At 71.0% G+C, this 16,780-nt stretch carries 15 protein-coding genes; 6 read left to right on the forward strand and 9 right to left on the reverse strand.

Translation table 11 applies throughout. From position 1 onward, the window contains the following. Nucleotides 1-67: 67 nt before the first annotated feature. Nucleotides 68-1,654, forward strand: coding sequence for a purple acid phosphatase family protein (locus ACZ5GP_RS32825; RefSeq protein WP_468754316.1), 1,587 nt, complete (start codon nt 68-70; stop codon nt 1,652-1,654). On the opposite strand, the gene ACZ5GP_RS32830 is transcribed toward ACZ5GP_RS32825, so the two are convergent. Beyond that, nucleotides 1,648-1,776 carry a hypothetical protein gene (locus ACZ5GP_RS32830; protein WP_358579457.1) on the reverse strand — a complete coding sequence of 43 codons (129 nt, stop codon included), beginning with the start codon at nt 1,774-1,776 and terminating at the stop codon, nt 1,648-1,650. The genes ACZ5GP_RS32825 and ACZ5GP_RS32830 overlap by 7 nt on opposite strands. A 326-nt stretch (nt 1,777-2,102) precedes the next feature. Further along, nucleotides 2,103-2,687 (reverse strand): GNAT family N-acetyltransferase, encoded by a 585-nt coding sequence (locus ACZ5GP_RS32835; protein ID WP_468754317.1) that lies wholly within the window; start codon nt 2,685-2,687, stop codon nt 2,103-2,105. 35 nt (nt 2,688-2,722) lie between these two features. On the opposite strand from ACZ5GP_RS32835, the gene ACZ5GP_RS32840 reads away from it, so the two are divergent. Together ACZ5GP_RS32840 and bla are read left to right on the forward strand one after the other, a co-directional pair. Next, a complete protein-coding gene (locus ACZ5GP_RS32840) occupies nt 2,723-3,430 on the forward strand; it encodes a nitroreductase family protein (protein ID WP_468754318.1) in 708 nt (235 codons plus the stop codon). 88 nt (nt 3,431-3,518) lie between these two features. Beyond that, complete coding sequence (gene bla / locus ACZ5GP_RS32845; protein WP_468754319.1) at nt 3,519-4,421, forward strand: class A beta-lactamase; 903 nt, start codon at nt 3,519-3,521, stop codon at nt 4,419-4,421. 72 nt (nt 4,422-4,493) lie between these two features. Here the strand turns inward: bla and pruA are convergent, their stop codons facing one another. After that, a complete protein-coding gene (gene pruA / locus ACZ5GP_RS32850; RefSeq protein WP_468754320.1) occupies nt 4,494-6,125 on the reverse strand; it encodes an L-glutamate gamma-semialdehyde dehydrogenase in 1,632 nt (543 codons plus the stop codon). 52 nt (nt 6,126-6,177) lie between these two features. Beyond that, entirely contained in the window at nt 6,178-7,104 is a 927-nt protein-coding gene (locus ACZ5GP_RS32855) for a proline dehydrogenase family protein (RefSeq protein ID WP_361086405.1), read from the reverse strand. A gap of 162 nt (nt 7,105-7,266) precedes the next feature. Between ACZ5GP_RS32855 and ACZ5GP_RS32860 the strand changes: the two genes are divergently transcribed. Both ACZ5GP_RS32860 and ACZ5GP_RS32865 read left to right on the forward strand, forming a co-directional pair. After that, nucleotides 7,267-8,514 (forward strand): PucR family transcriptional regulator, encoded by a 1,248-nt coding sequence (locus ACZ5GP_RS32860; RefSeq protein WP_468754321.1) that lies wholly within the window; start codon nt 7,267-7,269, stop codon nt 8,512-8,514. Nucleotides 8,515-8,578: 64 nt separating this feature from the next. Next, the gene (locus tag ACZ5GP_RS32865) at nt 8,579-8,926 is read left to right on the forward strand and encodes a hypothetical protein (RefSeq protein ID WP_358912493.1); all 348 of its coding nucleotides are present in this window, start codon (nt 8,579-8,581) and stop codon (nt 8,924-8,926) included. A gap of 72 nt (nt 8,927-8,998) precedes the next feature. Here ACZ5GP_RS32865 and ACZ5GP_RS32870 read toward each other — a convergent pair whose 3' ends face one another. Next, nucleotides 8,999-9,583: a TetR/AcrR family transcriptional regulator gene (locus ACZ5GP_RS32870; RefSeq protein ID WP_468754322.1), complete on the reverse strand. Its 585-nt coding sequence runs from the start codon at nt 9,581-9,583 to the stop codon at nt 8,999-9,001. Between the two features lie 121 nt (nt 9,584-9,704). Between ACZ5GP_RS32870 and ACZ5GP_RS32875 the strand changes: the two genes are divergently transcribed. Further along, nucleotides 9,705-11,267: an MFS transporter gene (locus tag ACZ5GP_RS32875; RefSeq protein WP_468754323.1), complete on the forward strand. Its 1,563-nt coding sequence runs from the start codon at nt 9,705-9,707 to the stop codon at nt 11,265-11,267. 42 nt (nt 11,268-11,309) lie between these two features. Here the strand turns inward: ACZ5GP_RS32875 and serA are convergent, their stop codons facing one another. The 4 genes from serA to ACZ5GP_RS32895 form a co-directional block, all read right to left on the reverse strand. Beyond that, nucleotides 11,310-12,914: a phosphoglycerate dehydrogenase gene (gene serA / locus ACZ5GP_RS32880; RefSeq protein WP_468754324.1), complete on the reverse strand. Its 1,605-nt coding sequence runs from the start codon at nt 12,912-12,914 to the stop codon at nt 11,310-11,312. A gap of 265 nt (nt 12,915-13,179) precedes the next feature. Beyond that, nucleotides 13,180-14,178, reverse strand: a complete 999-nt coding sequence (gene ilvC, locus ACZ5GP_RS32885; RefSeq protein WP_468754325.1) for a ketol-acid reductoisomerase — start codon at nt 14,176-14,178, stop codon at nt 13,180-13,182. A gap of 103 nt (nt 14,179-14,281) precedes the next feature. Further along, complete coding sequence (gene ilvN, locus ACZ5GP_RS32890) at nt 14,282-14,809, reverse strand: acetolactate synthase small subunit (RefSeq protein ID WP_358579431.1); 528 nt, start codon at nt 14,807-14,809, stop codon at nt 14,282-14,284. A 30-nt stretch (nt 14,810-14,839) separates the two neighbouring features. Beyond that, nucleotides 14,840-16,687 carry an acetolactate synthase large subunit gene (locus tag ACZ5GP_RS32895; protein ID WP_361086391.1) on the reverse strand — a complete coding sequence of 616 codons (1,848 nt, stop codon included), beginning with the start codon at nt 16,685-16,687 and terminating at the stop codon, nt 14,840-14,842. Nucleotides 16,688-16,780 lie beyond the last annotated feature (93 nt).

Raw genomic sequence — 16,780 nt, forward strand, 5'->3', positions numbered from 1 at the left:
CTGGCGGACGGGTGCTGTTCATCCCCGCGTGGGGCGGGAGTTGGCCGCCGCTGGGAACTTTCCTGCCATGGACACACCGAAGGTCGGCATACCGGAGCCGCTGGCGTCCCGCATGAGCATGCCGGAGCAGCACGCCTACCTGCGCTCGAAGCTCTCCCGGCGCCGGGTGCTCGCCCGTTCGTTCGCCGCGGCCGGCACGGCGGGCGGCCTCGGCCTGCTGGCGGGCGGTTCGGGCGGCGCGTACGGCGGGGGCCCGCGGGTGGCGGTCGCCTCGTCCGCCGGGCGGGCGCGGGTCGACGGCGCTCTGGTCGCCCCCTTCGGGCGGCATCTGGCGTTCGGGGCGGACCCGAAGACGCAGATGAGGATCTCCTGGCAGGTGCCGCTGGCCGTCCGTTCCCCTTATGTGCGGGTGGGGCCGCGGCCCTGGGAGCTGAGCCAGAAGATCGAGGCCGAGGTGCGCGACCTGCACACCCCCGCGCTGTCGAGGAAACTGCCGGCCGTCGAGCAGTACTACCTGCACGCGGCGCTCGACGGGCTGCGGCCCGGTACGACGTACTACTACGGCGTCGGCCACGACGGTTTCGACCCGGCCTCGCCGGAACGGGTGGCGACGATCGGCTCGTTCCGGACCGCGCCCGAGCGGCCGGAGACCTTCGTCTTCACGGCCTTCGGCGACCAGGGCGTCGGTTACCACGCGCTCGCCAACGACCAGCTGATCCTTGGCCAGAACCCGTCCTTCCATCTGCACGCGGGCGACCTCTGCTACGCGGACACCACGGGGCACGGCAAGGAGTCGGACACCTACGACGCGCGCGTGTGGGACACCTTCCTCGCGCAGACGGAATCGGTCGCGAAGTCGGTGCCGTGGATGGTCACGACCGGCAACCACGACATGGAGGCGTGGTACTCGCCGAACGGCTACGGGGGGCAGTCGGCGCGCTGGTCGCTCCCGGACAACGGCTTCGACCCGCGCGAGGCGCCGGGCGTCTACTCCTTCACCTACGGCAACGTCGGCGTCGTCGCGCTGGACGCCAACGACGTGTCGTACGAGATCCCGGCCAACCGCGGCTACTCCGGCGGCCGGCAGACCGCCTGGCTCGACCGGCGGCTCGGTGAGCTGCGGGCGGCCGAGGGCATCGACTTCGTGGTCGTCTTCTTCCACCACTGCGCGTACTCGACGTCGACGCACGCCTCCGACGGCGGGGTGCGTGACGCGTGGCTGCCGCTGTTCGCCGAGCACCGGGTGGACCTGGTGATCAACGGCCACAACCACGTCTACGAACGCACCGACGCCATCAAGAACGGCGGGGTCGGCAGGCCCGTGCCGGTCGGCGCGTCGACCGATCCGGCGCGCGACGGCATCGTGTACGTCACCGCGGGCGGCGGCGGCAAGGACCTCTACGGCTTCGGCCCGGGGGTGAAGGACAGCTACGAGGGCGAGGTCCACGACCACGACTCCGTCGCGACCTTCCGCTGGACGACGTCGCGCCGCGCCGCCCCGGAGACGGTCGAGTGGTCCCGGGTGCGCTACACCGGCTTCTCGTTCCTCGCGGTGGAGGTGACGGCCGGCGCGCGCCCCAGGATGTCGGTCTCCGCGCTCGCCGGGAACGGCGAGCGCGTCGACCACTTCGAGGTCGTGCGCGGCGCTCAGTGACCGGTCTTGCCGCCGTTGTCCCTGCGGTCGAGGGCGCGCTGGAGGGCGGCGGCGGCGTTCTTGCGCTCGGAGTCGCTCGTGCGGGAGAGGTGACGGACTCGGCGGGCGGTCTTCTCGGCCATGGGAGATCCACTCCTTGGAACAAAGGCAGAATGATGGCGAGACTCCCCCACTGCGCTCATGGGCACGGGGGGACCCCCAGGAGGCGGGGAGCGGGGAGCGGCAGGGTTCGCCTGCGCCAGGGCTCCGGCTCACGGCCGCCATTCGCTTGATCAAGCGAGACGTTCGGCTCCTACCAAGCTAGGCGAATACGGAGCGTCTGTCTCCACGATTACTCGGACTTCCTACTATCTGAGACGGGCGCTTCCCGCGTATGCCGCTCTCCGCTCACGGATCGGGCGACGCCCGTCGAGCGCCCCACCGCGTCCCACCTGCGTCCACCGCGCCCCTAGAACACGTCCCCGTCGCGCCAGTCGATGAGCAGCGCGTGTGCCGGGTCCAGTGCGGCGCCGCCCCACAGCAGCGGCGGCTCCTCGTCCGGCATGAGGGCCGGGCCCGTCGGACCGAGCGTGCCGACCGGGCCCTCCCACGGCGTCCAGCCGCGTCGCAGATAGAGCCGCTGCCCCTCGTCGGACGCCGACAGGGCGCCCATGTCGTACGCCCGCTCGACGACCCGCTCCAAGGCGCCCATCACCAGGCCGCCGAGCCCTTGGCGCTGCCGGTCGGGGCGCACGGCGACCGCCTCGACGTAACCGACGCGCAGCGAACGGCCCGCGTGCAGCACCCGGCGCTGGACCACGGAGCCGTGCGCGACCAGGGCGCCCGTGCCGTCGTGGACCAGGGCGTGCACGCCCCCGAGGCCGTGGTCCCAGTCCTGGTCGCTGAAGTCGCCGTCGAAGGCCTGGTCGAGCAGGGTGCGGGCGGCACGCAGGTCACCCGGTGCCAGCTCGCCGGTGTGGCTCGTGCGCAAGATGCTTTCCGTCACCCCGCCAGCGTAACCAGGCCGCACGGGAGCGCAATTGGTCTGCACCATGGCGCGGGCGGGCCCCGCGCAGCACAATCGGAGCCATGTCTGAGACCCAGCAGCAGCGAGAGTGGACCCCCATTCACGGCGAGCCCTACCGCTCGGTGCCCTACCGGCCCGAGCGCATGCCCGAGGCCCAATCCCTGGTCCGGGCGGCGGAGTTGCGGGAGCGGATGCGGGAGCGGCGCACGGTACGGCGGTTCGCGCCGGACCCGGTGCCCGCGCAGGTGATACGGGACGCCATCGCGTGCGCGGCCACGGCGCCGTCCGGCGCGCACCAGCAGCCGTGGACGTTCGTCCTCGTCCAGGACCCGCAGATCCGCCGCCGCATCCGCGAGGCCGCCGAGCACGAGGAGCGGATCTCCTACGACGGCCGGCTCGGCGAGGAGTGGCTCGCGGCCCTGCGCCCCATCGGCACCGACGAGGTGAAGCCGCACCTGACGGACGCGCCCGCGCTCATCGTCGTCTTCCAGCAGCGGTACTGGCTGGGTGAGGACGGCACCAAGCACAAGCACTACTACGTCGACGAGTCGGTCGGCATCGCGGTGGGGATGCTGCTGTCCGCGCTGCACCTGTCCGGTCTCGCCGCGCTGATCCACACCCCGAGCCCGATGCGCTTCCTGTCACAAGTTCTTGGCCGCCCCGAGAACGAGAAGGCGTTCGCGGTGATCCCCGTGGGCTACCCGGCGCCGGACTGCGAGGTCCCCGACCTGGTGCGCAAGTCGCTGGACCAGGTGCTCGTGGAGGTCTGAGGCTCCCGGAAACGCCCGCCACGCGGGACGCCGGGCCGATCGAGAACTTCTTGGCCCGGCGTCCCACTTCCCGGGTACGGTCGGGATCATGAACGCAACTCCCTCCCGCAGGACCCTCCTTGGCGCGGCGGCCGCCACGCCCGTCTTCCTCTCGGTGCCCGGCACCGCCCACGCGGCGCCTGCCGACGACGCCCGGCGGCGGCTGCGCGCCCTGGAGAAGGGCTATCCGGGCCGCATCGGCCTGCACGCCTTGCACACCGGTACCGGCGAAACCCTCGGCTACCGCGCCGGCGAACGCTTCGCCATCGCCTCGACGTTCAAGGTGCTGGCCGCCGCCGCGATCCTGCGCCGGACGCGCGAGATGGAGCCCGGACTGCTCGACACCCTGATCAGGTACGGGCGGGACGACATCGTCTCGGCCTCGCCGAGGACCGAGCTGCACCTCGCGACCGGCATGACGGTCCGGGAGCTGTGCGACGCGACCATCACGTACAGCGACAACACGGCGGCGAACCTCATGCTGCGCAGGCTCGGCGGCCCGCACTCCATCACCGCGTTCGCCCGTTCCCTCGGCGACACCCGCACCCGCCTCGACCGGTGGGAGCCCGAGCTGAACACCAACATCCCCGGCGACCCGCGCGACACGACGACCCCGGCGGCCATGACCGCGAACCTGCGCGCGCTCGTCCTCGGCGACGCCCTCGCCCCCCGCGACCGCGACCAGCTCATCCGCTGGCTCCTGGAGAACACCACCGGCGACAAGCGGATCCGGGCCGGGCTGCCCGCCGGCTGGCGGGTCGGCGACAAGACCGGCTCGCCCGCGTACGGCGGGGTCAACGACGTGGCCGTGGCCTGGCCCCCGAACGGCGGGGCGCCCCTGATCGTCTCCGTGTACACCACGCGCCTGGACCCGGACACCCCGGGCGAGGACCGCATCGCGGCCGACATGGCCCGCATCGCCGTCGACGCGCTCGTCCGACCCCGCACATGACACCGCCTCCGACCGGGGTGGGGCCCGGGTCGGAGACGGGGTTCGGGGGTGGGCCGCACGGCCCGGGGAGCGTCAGCCCATGTGCGGGTAGCCGTACTCGGTCGGCGGGACCAGCGTCTCCTTGATGGCGCGGGTCAGCGTCCACCGCTGGAGGTTCTGCGGGGCGCCCGCCTTGTCGTTGGTGCCGGACGCGCGGCCGCCGCCGAAGGGCTGCTGGCCGACGACGGCGCCGGTCGACTTGTCGTTGATGTAGAAGTTGCCCGCGGCGTAGCGCAGCTTCTCCATCGTGTACGCGGCGGCGGCGCGGTCGTTGGCGATGACGGAACCGGTGAGCGCGTAGTCCGAGACCGACTCCATCTGGGTCAGCATCTCGTCGTACTTGTCGTCCTCGTACACGTGCACGGCGAGGAACGGGCCGAAGTACTCGGTCGTGAAGACCTCGTTGGCCGGGTCCGAGCACTCGACGACGGTCGGGCGCACGAAGTAGCCGACCGAGTCGTCGTAGGTGCCGCCCGCGACGATCGTGCAGGCGTCGTCCGCCTTGGCACGGTCGATGGCCGCCTTGTTCTTGGCGAACGCGCGCTCGTCGATGACGGCGCCGATGAAGTTCGACAGGTCGGTGACGTCACCCATCTTGATGCCGTCGACCTCGGCCGCGAACTCCTCCTTGAAGCCGGAGTTCCAGATGGAGGCGGGAATGTACGCGCGCGAGGTGGCGGAACACTTCTGGCCCTGGTACTCGAAGGAGCCGCGGGTCAGCGCGGTCTTCAGGATCGCGCGGTCGGCGCTCGGGTGGGCGACGACGAAGTCCTTGCCGCCGGTCTCACCGACGAGGCGCGGGTAGGTGCGGTACTTCGCGATGTTCTCGCCGACCGTCTTCCACAGGTGCTGGAAGGTCGGGGTCGAGCCGGTGAAGTGGATGCCGGCCAGGTCGCGGTGGTGCAGGGCGACCTCGGAGACGGCGATGCCGTCGCCGGTGACGAGGTTGATGACGCCCTTGGGCAGGCCCGCCTCCTCCAGGAGCTGCATGAGCAGCACGGCGGCGTGCGTCTGCGTCGGGGACGGCTTCCACACGACCACGTTGCCCATCAGGGCGGGGGCGGTGGGGAGGTTGCCCGCGATGGCGGTGAAGTTGAACGGCGTGATCGCGTAGACGAAGCCTTCCAGCGGGCGGTGGTCCAGGCGGTTCCAGACGCCGGTGGCGTTCGCCGGGGGCTGCTCGGCGAGCAGGTCACGGGCGTACTTGACGTTGAAGCGCCAGAAGTCGACCAGCTCGCAGGGGGTGTCGATCTCGGCCTGCTGGGCGGTCTTCGACTGGCCGAGCATCGTGGAGGCGGCCAGCGTCTCGCGCCACGTGGTGGAGAGCAGCTCGGCGGCGCGCAGGATGATCGCGGCGCGGTCGTCGAAGGACATCGCGCGCCAGGCCGGGGCGGCGGCCAGGGCGGCGTCGATCGCGTCCTGCGCGTCCTGCCGGGTGGCGCCGCGGCCGTGGCCGATGACGGCCTTGTGGTTGTGCGGCTGCACGACCTGGAAGGGCTCGCCGCCGCCGAGGCGCTTGACGCCGCCGATGGTCATCGGCAGCTCGATGGGGTTCTCGGCCAGCTCCTTGAGCTTGGCCTCGAGGCGGGCCCGCTCCGGCGAACCGGGGGCGTAGCCCTGGATCGGCTCGTTGACCGGGGCGGGGACCTGAGTGACGGCGTCCATGAGTTCCGTGTCTCCTTATGAGGGTCGAGGGGGTGGGAGCTCAGCCCTTGGTTCAGTCCTTGGTGAGGATGGAGCGGGCGAAGAAGAGGAGGTTCGCCGGCTTCTCCGCGAGGCGGCGCATGAAGTAGCCGTACCAGTCGGTGCCGTAGGCGGTGTAGACGCGCATCCGGTGGCCCTCGGCGGCCAGCCGCAGGTGCTCGTCGCCGCGGATGCCGTACAGCATCTGGAATTCGTACTCGTCCAGTTTGCGCCCGGCGCGCCGGGCCAGCTCCTGCGCGATGGCGATCAGGCGCGGGTCGTGGGACCCGATCATCGGGTACCCCTCGCCCTCCATGAGGATGCGCAGGATGCGGACGTACGCCTTGTCGATCTCGGCCTTGTCCTGGTACGCGACCTCGGCGGGCTCCTTGTAGGCGCCCTTCACGATGCGCACGCGGCTGCCGTTGGCGGCCAGGCGGCGGGCGTCGGCCTCGGTGCGGTAGAGGTAGGCCTGGATCACGCAGCCGGTCTGCGGGAAGTCCTCGCGCAGCGCGTCGTGGATGGCGAACATCGAGTCGAGGGTGGTGTGGTCCTCGGCGTCCAGGGTGACCGTGGTGCCGATGGCGGCGGCGGCCTCGACCACGGGCCGGACGTTGGCGAGGGCCAGCTCGTGGCCGCCCTCCAGCGCCTGGCCGAACATGGAGAGCTTCACGGACATCTCGGCCCTCGTGCCGAGGCCGAGGTCCTTCAGGCGCTCGATCAGCTCCAGGTAGGCGTCGCGGGCGGCGTGGGACTGCTCGACGGTGGTGATGTCCTCGCCCACCACGTCGAGGGTGACCTCGAGGCCCTTGTCGGTGGCGTCGACGATGACCGGCACGACCTCGTCGACGCTCTCGCCGGCGATGAACCGGGCGACGACCTGCTTGGTGCCGGGGGCCGCCGAGACGAAGCGGCGCATCTTGTCGCTGCGTGACGCGGCGAGGATCACGGGACCCAGCACGGGGCACCTCCACAGGTGTACGAAATCGAGAGCCATACCGACATAGCCCTACGTAGAGGTTATGCACGGGTACGGCACGGTGAACCACCGTGAAATCTAGGGACCCGCCCGGCCCCGAACCATCGACACCTGTCACGCATCGGTGCCCTGGATCTCAGACAGATGTCTGAAAAAGCGCGCACCCTGCGCGAGAATGATCGGGTGAAGGGCGACTACCAAGAACTGGTCGACGAGATCTCGGCGCTGCTGGGCGCCCCCGCGACCCTGGAGAACCGTGATTTCGAGCTGATCGCCTTCGGCGCGCACGACGGCGGCGCCGACGGGGAGAGCGGCTTCGACGCGAGCGTCCTGGACCCCGTGCGCACCCGCTCGATCCTGACGCGGCGCTCCACGGCCGAGGTCCGCGCCTGGTTCGAGGGCTTCGGCATCACTCGGGCCACGGGCCCGGTCCGTATCCCGCCCACCCCGGAGGCGGGTGTCCACCGGGGCCGGATCTGCCTGCCCGTACGCCATCGGGGCTTCGCCCTGGGGTACGTGTGGCTGCTCGACGGCGATCCGGGCCCGACCGAGCGGCAGCTGGCCGCCGCCATGGAGGTGGCGACCAGGATCGGCGCACTGCTCGCCGACGAGGCGCAGGCGGGCGCCGATCTGACCCGCGAGTTCCGCGCGGTCCTGACCGCCGAGCGGGGCTGGCAGCGGGACATGGCGGTGGCCGCCCTGCGCACCGCCCTCGGCGCCCGCGGCGAGGGCCTGCACGCCGTGGTGTGCGTGGCCCCCTGGCCCTCCCCCGACCCGGACGCCGCCCCCGAGGCCCGTACGGTGCCGGGCGCGGCGGCGGTCTGCACGGTGCCCTGGGGCAGGACCGGGCAGTGTCTCGCGGCGCTGATCAGGCTGCGGTCGGCCGACGCGCTGTCCCCGGCGCGGGCGGCGGCCTCGCGGCTGCTGGAGACGGCGCGCTCGGTCGCCGCGGGCGGCGCCGCCGGGATCGCCGGCTCCCGGCACGGCCTGGACGACCTGGGCGCCGCCTGGTGGGAGGCGTCCGGCGCGGCGCGCGCCGCGCTCGCCGAGGACCGCTTCGGCCCGGTGGCGCACTGGCCGGACGTCGGCCCCTACCGCCTTCTGACGGCCCTGCCCCCGGAGGCGGCGCACGATCCGGTGGCCGGGCAGCTGCTGGCCCCCGCCCACCGCGAACTGGCCCGCACCGCCGAGGTGTTCCTGGACTGCGCGGGCCAAGCGGGGCGCACGGCGGCGGAGTTGGGCATCCACCGCCAGACCCTCTACTACCGCCTCTCGCGCGTGGAGCAGCTCACCGGCCTGGATCTGGACGAGGGCGAGGACCGGCTGCTGCTGCACATGGTTTTGAAGTCGTCACGACTGTCCGTGCCGGGTAACGAACGACAGCTTCCGTGATCTTGGAGGGGTACGGTTTCCCCCGTCCGAACACCCACTCCTGGAACGGGAGAACGAACACCTCATGAAGCTCAGGCTGTTGGCCTCCGCCGTCGCCGTATCCGCCGTCGCGCTCTCCGGCACCGTCCTCACCACGGGCACCGCCGCGGCCGCCACGAGGCCGGACTGCTCCCGCGGCCTCACCAACGTCCCCGCCAAGGAGACGGTCAAGGTCCGCACCACCCCGAAGGTGAACGGCCACGCCGTCGGCCAGCTGAACAAGGGCCGCAAGGCCTTCCTCTGCAACGACGGCCAGTCCTTCACCGGCCAGTCGTACCGCCTGTGCGGCAAGAGCAGCAACAAGTGGCTGTACGTCATGCCGAACGACTACAACATCAAGGGCTACGTCCCGGCCACCTGCATCAACTGGTAGCCACCCGCACGACGCCCCCGCGCGCGCACCCGCGGCCCACCTCGGCCGGCCACCGGGTGCGCGCACCCGTTCTCAGGCCCCGTCCCGGGCCCGCTCCAGCACGCGCCGCAGCCCCTCGGTCAACTGCCCGGCGTTGGTCGCCGACTCCGGGTCGAAGAGCCACTGCACCATGAGCCCGTTGAGGAGCGTGGTGTAGAGGCGGCCCTCGCTCTCCAGCACCTCGTCGGGGATCTCGCTCTCCTCGATGCCGGTGAAGAGCGCCGTGAGCCCGCTGCGCCCCTGCTTCTGCGCCTGGATCAGCAACTCACGGATCCCCGCGAGGCGTTCGCCCTGCGTGATGACCTCCAGCGTCATCATCCAGAGGGGCCGCGTCTCGGGGACCGAGCGGATGACGTTCTCCCAGACCTCCTGGAAGCGCTCCAGTCCCCCCTGTCCGGCGGCGCCCGCGGCCCGCGGACTCTCGAAGTGGTCCCCCATCTGCTCAATGAGCGCGATGTAGGCCTCCGCGAGCAGCGCGTCCTTCGACCCGTAGTGGTAGCCGATGGACCCCAGGTTCGTCCCCGACTCCTTCACGATGTCGCGGGCCGTCGTCCGCGCGAACCCCTTCTCCAGCAGGCAGCGCTTGGCCCCTTCGAGCAGATCTTCACGGTGTCCCATGCGGGCACCCTACGCCGATCCATACGGTCGTCCCATACCACCGTCTCAGACAGGTGACTTACACAGCTGATTTATACGAACGTACTATACAGTCGTATAAGACGCCCGTACAGTCGCCGCCATGCCAACGAATCCGCCCGCCACCGCCCCCCTCCGTGCCACCCGGAAGGAGTGGACCGCGCTCGCCGTCCTGATGCTTCCGCTGCTGCTGGTCTCGATGGACGTCTCCGTCCTGTACTTCGCCGTCCCGGAGATCAGCGCCGACCTCGACCCGAGCGGCACCCAACAGCTGTGGATCTTCGACATCTACGCGTTCGTGCTCGCCGGACTGCTGATGACGATGGGCTCGCTCGGTGACCGCGTCGGCCGCCGCCGCCTCCTGCTGTTCGGCGCCGCGGCCTTCGGCGCCGCCTCGCTGGTCGCCGCGTACGCCGACAGCGCCGAGACCCTGATCGCGGCCCGCGCCGTCCTCGGCATCGGCGGCGCCACCCTGATGCCCTCCACCATGGCGCTGGTGCGCACCATGTTCCGTGACGCGGGTCAGCGGGCGCAGGCGATCGGCATCTGGACCGGCGTCATGGTCGCCGGCATCGCGCTCGGCTCGGTGCTGAGCGGCCTCCTCGTCGAGCACTTCTGGTGGGGCTCGGTCTTCCTGGTCAACCTGCCCGCGATGGTCCTGCTCCTGCTCCTCGCGCCCCTGCTGATCCCGGAGTCCAAGGACCCGGCACCGGGCCGCTTCGACCTGCTGAGCGTGCCCCTGTCGATGGCCGCGGTACTGCCGCTGGTCTGGGGCCTGAAGGAACTGCCGGCCGAGGGCGTCCGCATCGAGTACGTCGCCTCGGTGGCCGTGGGTCTGCTCTTCGCCGCCGTGTTCGTCCACCGCCAGCGCACCACCGCCTCGCCGATGATCCCGCCGGACCTCTTCCGGGGGCGTGGCCGCACGTTCGGCGCCGCCGTCTCGCTGAACCTCGTCTCGTCCCTGGCGGTGATGGGCTCGACGTACTTCACCACCCAGTACCTCCAGTCCGTCCTCGGCAAGAGCGCCCTGGAGGCCGCGCTCTGGGCGCTCCTGCCCTCGGTGCCGATCGGCTTCGCGGCGCCCGTCGCCACCGCGCTGGTGCGGCGCGGCATGGACCGCGCCCACGTCGTGGCCGCCGGTTTCGCCGTCGCCGCCGGCGGCTACGGCCTGCTCGCCCTGGCCGGCACCGACGCGCTGTGGCCGGTCCTCGCCGGTGCGGGCGTCCTGGCCTGCGGCTCGGTCGTCGTCGGCTCCCAGCTCACCGACCTGGCGCTCGGCGCCGCCCCGGCCGAGAAGGCGGGCTCCGCCTCGGCGCTCCTGGAGACGGGGCAGGAGTTCGGCGGCGCGCTGGGCATGGCGCTCCTCGGCTCCATCGGCAACGCGGTCTACCGCGACGCGGTCCCCGGCTCCGCCCCGGCCCCGGCCCGCGAGACGCTCGGCGGCGCGGTGGCGAGCGCCCGGCAGCTGCCGGACCGCGCGGCGGACACGCTCCTGGCGACGGCGCGCGAGGCGTTCACCACCGGCATGCACGCCGCGGCGCTGACCGGCACGGTGATCCTGCTCGCGGCGGCGGCACTGGCGGCGGGCGCGCTGCGCGGGGCCGGCACCCGGGAACAGCGGAACGCCGGACGGGTCGGAGAGATCTCCGACCCGTCCGGCGCCTGAGGACGAACGCTGTGCGTAAGGCTCCGCGGCCCTGGCCCGGTGCTAGTCCGTGAGGTTCACCGCGCGCGCGGACTCCGCGCCGATCTCCTCGGCCAGCTCGGTCAGCACCGACTGCGGCACCGTGTCGTCGACGGTCAGCACGGCGAGGGCCTCGCCGCCGACGTCGGCACGGGCGACCTGCATGCCGGCGATGTTGATGCCCGACTCACCGAGGACGCGGCCGACGGTGCCGACGACGCCGGGGCGGTCGGCGTACCGCAGGACGACCATGTGTTCGGCGAGCGCCAGGTCGACGTCGTACTCGCCGATGGCGACGATCTTCTGCAGGTGCTTGGGGCCGGCCAGCGTGCCGGAGACGGCGATCTCCTCGCCGTCGGAGAGCGTGCCGCGCACCGTGACCACGTTGCGGTGGTCGGGCGACTCGGAGCTGGTGGTGAGGCGGACCTCGACGCCCCGCTCCTGCGCGAACAGCGGCGCGTTCACATAGCTCACCGTCTCGTCCACGACGTCCTCGAAGACGCCCTTGAGCGCGGAGAGTTCGAGCACCTTGACGTCGTGCTGGGTGATCTCGCCGTACACCTCGACGTCGAGGCGGGCCGCGACCTCGCCCGCGAGGGCGGTGAAGATGCGGCCGAGCTTCTCGGCGAGCGGCAGGCCGGGGCGGACGTCCTCGGCGATGACGCCGCCCTGGACGTTCACCGCGTCCGGCACCAGCTCGCCGGCGAGCGCGAGGCGCACCGACTTGGCGACGGCGATGCCCGCCTTCTCCTGCGCCTCGTCCGTGGAGGCACCGAGGTGCGGGGTGCACACGACCTGGTCGAACTGGAAGAGCGGGGAGTCCGTGCAGGGCTCCTTCGCGTACACGTCGAGACCGGCGCCGGCGACGCGGCCCTCCTTGAGGGCGGAGTGCAGCGCCTCCTCGTCGACGATCCCGCCGCGCGCGGCGTTGACGATGCGGACGGTCGGCTTGACCTTGTGCAGCGCCTCGTCACCGATGAGACCGAGCGTCTCGGGCGTCTTCGGCAGGTGCACGGTGATGAAGTCCGAGACTTCGAGCAGCTCGTCGAGCGAGAGGACCTTCACGCCCATCTGCGCGGCGCGCGCGGGCTGCACGTACGGGTCGTAGGCGACGACCTTCATGCCGAAGGCGCTCATGCGCTGGGCGACCAGGGCGCCGATGCGGCCGAGGCCCACGACGCCGAGGGTCTTCTCGGCCAGCTCCACGCCCGTGTACTTGGAGCGCTTCCACTCGCCGTTCTTCAGGGCGGTGTTGGCCTGGGGGATGTTGCGCGCGGTGGCCAGGAGCAGGCCGCAGGCCAGCTCGGCGGCGGTGACGATGTTCGACGTCGGGGCGTTGACGACCATCACGCCGGCCTTGGTGGCGGCGGAGACGTCGACGTTGTCCAGGCCGACGCCGGCGCGGGCGACGACCTTCAGCTTCTTGGCGACGGCGATGGCCTCGGCGTCGACCTTGGTCGCGGAGCGGACCAGGATCGCGTCGACGTCGGCGATCGCGGGCAGCAGCTCGGCGCGGTCCCCGCCGTTGCAGTGCCGGATCTCGAAGTCCGGCCCCAGGGCGTCGACGGTGGCGGGCGACAGCTCTTCAGCGATGAGTACGACGGGTTTGCCGGTGGCAGCAGTGCTCACGTGAGTCCTCACAGATCCATTGCGGACGGCCGTCCCGACGGCCGCAGGCGGTGGAGGGTGCTTGCCGCGTGGAAGACGCACGACGCTGTGGGCCCGACGCGAATGTTGAACAGAAGCATAGTGGCGTACAGGCGTTCAGCACGCGCCTCTTCGGAAGGATCACCCATCCGTGGCTGGACGGGGTGGACAACGCCGGAGAGCCAAAGATCAGCCCCTCCGGCGTTCGAGGAGCGGGTCCGGGGCGGTGCCCCGGACCCAGGGCGGACTAGGCCTCCTCGTCGACCCAGGACATGAGCTTGCGCAGCTCCTTGCCCGTGGTCTCCAGGAGGTGGTTCTCGTCCTGCTTCTTGTACTCGTCGTACTTCTTCAGACCGCCGTGGTACTCGTCCATCCAGTTCTTGGCGAACGTGCCGTCCTGGATCTCCGCGAGGACCTTCTTCATCTCGGCCTTGGTGGCGTCGGTGATGATCCGCGGGCCGGTGATGTAGTCGCCCCACTCGGCGGTCTCGGAGACCGACCAGCGCATCTTCTCCAGGCCGCCCTCGTACATGAGGTCCACGATCAGCTTCAGCTCGTGCAGGCACTCGAAGTAGGCGATCTCCGGCTGGTAGCCGGCCTCGGTCAGCGTCTCGAAGCCCGCCTTGACCAGCGCGGCGGTGCCGCCGCACAGCACGGCCTGCTCACCGAACAGGTCGGTCTCGGTCTCCTCGGTGAAGGTCGTCTTGATGACGCCGGCGCGCGTGCCGCCGATGGCCTTGGCGTACGAGAGCGCCAGCTGGAAGCCGTTGCCCGTGGCGTCCTGCTCGACGGCCGCGATACAGGGGACGCCGCGGCCCTCCTCGTACTGGCGGCGCACCAGGTGGCCCGGGCCCTTGGGGGCGACCATGCAGACGTCGATGCCCTCGGGGGCCTTGATGAAGCCGAAGCGGATGTTCAGGCCGTGGCCGAAGAACAGCGCGTCGCCGTCCTTGAGGTTGTCCTTGATGGACTCCTCGTAGACCTGGGCCTGGATCGGGTCCGGCACCAGGATCATGATGACGTCGGCCTCGGCCGCGGCCTCGGCCGGGGTGACGACGCGCAGGCCCTGCTCCTCGGCCTTGGCCTTGGACTTGGAGCCCTCGTGCAGACCGACGCGGACGTCGACACCCGAGTCGCGCAGGGACAGCGCGTGGGCGTGGCCCTGGCTGCCGTAGCCGATGACCGCGACCTTGCGGCCCTGGATGATGGACAGGTCGGCGTCGTCGTCGTAGAACAGCTCGGCCACTGGGAATCTCCTATGTGTGCTGGTGTTGCGTCCCACCGTACGGCGGGTCCGGTGAGGGAAGTTCTCGGGTCTCGGTATCCGAGAGGGGCGCCGGGGCCCCGGGTCAGGCGCTGCGGTCGAGCGCCCGCAGGCTGCGGTCCGTGATGGAGCGGGAGCCGCGGCCGATCGCGATGGTGCCGGACTGGACCAGCTCCTTGATGCCGAAGGGCTCCAGCATCTTGAGCATGGCCTCCAGCTTGTCGCTGCTGCCGGTGGCCTCGATGGTGACGGCCTCCGGGGACACGTCCACGGTCTTGGCGCGGAACAGCTGGACGATCTCGACGATCTGGGAACGGGTCTCGTTGTCGGCGCGGACCTTGGCGAGGACGAGTTCGCGCGCCACGGCGGCGCCCGGCTCCAGTTCGACGATCTTCAGGACGTTGATGAGCTTGTTGAGCTGCTTGGTGACCTGTTCGAGCGGCAGGTCCTCGACGTTCACCACGATGGTGATGCGAGAGATGTCGGGGTGCTCGGTGACGCCCACGGCGAGGGAGTCGATGTTGAAGCCGCGGCGGGAGAACAGGGCGGTGATCCGGGCGAGGACACCTGGCTTGTTCTCGACCAGGACGGAGAGCGTGTGCTTGGTGGACATGACTCGTGTGTCTCTCTTTCGCGTCCGGTCTCAGTCGTCTTCGTTGTCGCCGAAGTCGGGGCGGACCCCGCGGGCGGCCATGACCTCGTCGTTGGAGGTGCCGGCGGCGACCATCGGCCACACCTGGGCGTCCTCGTGGACGATGAAGTCGACGACGACCGGACGGTCGTTGATGGCGTTGGCCTCGGCGATGACCTTGTCCAGGTCCTCGGGCCGCTCACAGCGCAGCGCCACACAGCCCATGGCCTCGGACAGCTTCACGAAGTCGGGGACGCGGGTGCCCTTGTTGGGGCCGATGTCGTCGGGACCGCTGTGCAGGACGGTGTTGGAGTAGCGCTGGTTGTAGAACAGCGTCTGCCACTGGCGGACCATCCCGAGGGCGCCGTTGTTGATGATGGCGACCTTGATCGGGATGTTGTTCAGGGCGCAGGTGGTGAGCTCCTGATTGGTCATCTGGAAGCAGCCGTCGCCGTCGACCGCCCAGACCGTGCGGTCGGGCATGCCGGCCTTGGCGCCCATCGCGGCGGGGACCGCGTAACCCATGGTCCCGGCGCCGCCGGAGTTGAGCCAGGTGGCGGGCTGCTCGTACTGGATGAAGTGCGCGGCCCACATCTGGTGCTGGCCGACGCCCGCCGCGAAGATCGTGCCCTCCGGGGCGAGCTTGCCGACGCGCTCGATGACCTGCTGCGGGGAGAGCGAGCCGTCCTCGGGCACGGTGTAGCCGAGGGGGTAGGTCTCGCGCCAGCGGTTGAGGTCGTTCCACCAGGCGGAGTAGTCGCCCGTGTGACCCTCGGTGTGCTCGGCCTGGACGGCCTGGACGAGGTCGGCGATGACCTCGCGGGCGTCACCGACGATCGGCACGTCGGCGACGCGGTTCTTGCCGATCTCGGCCGGGTCGATGTCGGCGTGGACGATCTTCGCGAACGGCGCGAAGCTGTCCAGCTTGCCGGTGACGCGGTCGTCGAAGCGGGCTCCGAGGGCGACGATCAGGTCGGCCTTCTGCAGCGCGGTGACGGCGGTGACCGCACCGTGCATGCCCGGCATTCCCACGTGCAGCGGGTGGCTGTCGGGGAACGCGCCGAGCGCCATCAGGGTGGTGGTGACGGGCGCTCCGGTCAGCTCGGCGAGGACCTTCAGCTCGGCGGTGGCATGCGCCTTCAGGACGCCGCCGCCGACGTACAGGACCGGGCGCTTGGCCGCGGTGATGAGCTTGGCGGCCTCGCGGATCTGCTTGGCGTGCGGCTTGGTCACCGGGCGGTAGCCGGGCAGGTCCTGCTGCGGCGGCCAGGAGAACGTCGTCTGCGCCTGGAGGGCGTCCTTGGCGATGTCCACGAGGACGGGGCCCGGGCGGCCGGTGGAGGCGATGTGGAAGGCCTCGGCGATGGTGCGCGGGATGTCCTCGGCCTTGGTGACCAGGAAGTTGTGCTTGGTGATCGGCATCGTGATGCCGACGATGTCCGCCTCCTGGAAGGCGTCCGTGCCGATCGCCTTGGCGGCGACCTGGCCGGTGATCGCGACCAGCGGGACGGAGTCCATGTGGGCGTCGGCGATCGGGGTGACGAGGTTGGTGGCGCCGGGGCCGCTCGTGGCCATGCAGACGCCGACCTTGCCGGTGGCCTGCGCGTAACCGGTCGCCGCGTGCCCCGCGCCCTGCTCGTGGCGGACCAGGACGTGCCGGACCCGGGTGGAGTCCATCATCGGGTCGTACGCCGGGAGGATGGCGCCGCCGGGGATGCCGAACACCGTGTCGGCCCCGACCTCCTCAAGAGAACGAATGAGGGACTGCGCACCCGTGACGTGCTCGACGGTGGCGGACTGCTGTCCAGAGGATCGGGGCCGCGGCTGCGGGTGGTGGGCCCCGGTGGCCTGCTCGGTCATCGGCATTCTCTTCTCGAAGCTGAGGTTTTTCGCGGGTGTTTCGCGGGGGTTTGACGGGTGCCGGTGCAACAAAAAACCCCTCGTGCCGTGAGG

This window comes from Streptomyces sp. NPDC031466, from assembly GCF_055581265.1.

Coding starts and splice junctions, on each gene's coding strand:
- ACZ5GP_RS32870 (WP_468754322.1), bottom strand. CDS start 9,583: ATGGGACACCGTGAAGATCTGCTCGAAGGGGCCAAGCGCTGCCTGCTG.
- ACZ5GP_RS32865 (WP_358912493.1), top strand. CDS start 8,579: ATGAAGCTCAGGCTGTTGGCCTCCGCCGTCGCCGTATCCGCCGTCGCG.
- ACZ5GP_RS32840 (WP_468754318.1), top strand. CDS start 2,723: ATGTCTGAGACCCAGCAGCAGCGAGAGTGGACCCCCATTCACGGCGAG.
- ACZ5GP_RS32895 (WP_361086391.1), bottom strand. CDS start 16,687: ATGACCGAGCAGGCCACCGGGGCCCACCACCCGCAGCCGCGGCCCCGA.
- ACZ5GP_RS32825 (WP_468754316.1), top strand. CDS start 68: ATGGACACACCGAAGGTCGGCATACCGGAGCCGCTGGCGTCCCGCATG.
- ilvN (WP_358579431.1), bottom strand. CDS start 14,809: ATGTCCACCAAGCACACGCTCTCCGTCCTGGTCGAGAACAAGCCAGGT.
- ACZ5GP_RS32875 (WP_468754323.1), top strand. CDS start 9,705: ATGCCAACGAATCCGCCCGCCACCGCCCCCCTCCGTGCCACCCGGAAG.
- ACZ5GP_RS32835 (WP_468754317.1), bottom strand. CDS start 2,687: ATGGTGCAGACCAATTGCGCTCCCGTGCGGCCTGGTTACGCTGGCGGG.
- ACZ5GP_RS32860 (WP_468754321.1), top strand. CDS start 7,267: ATGTCTGAAAAAGCGCGCACCCTGCGCGAGAATGATCGGGTGAAGGGC.
- pruA (WP_468754320.1), bottom strand. CDS start 6,125: ATGGACGCCGTCACTCAGGTCCCCGCCCCGGTCAACGAGCCGATCCAG.
- ACZ5GP_RS32830 (WP_358579457.1), bottom strand. CDS start 1,776: ATGGCCGAGAAGACCGCCCGCCGAGTCCGTCACCTCTCCCGCACGAGC.
- bla (WP_468754319.1), top strand. CDS start 3,519: ATGAACGCAACTCCCTCCCGCAGGACCCTCCTTGGCGCGGCGGCCGCC.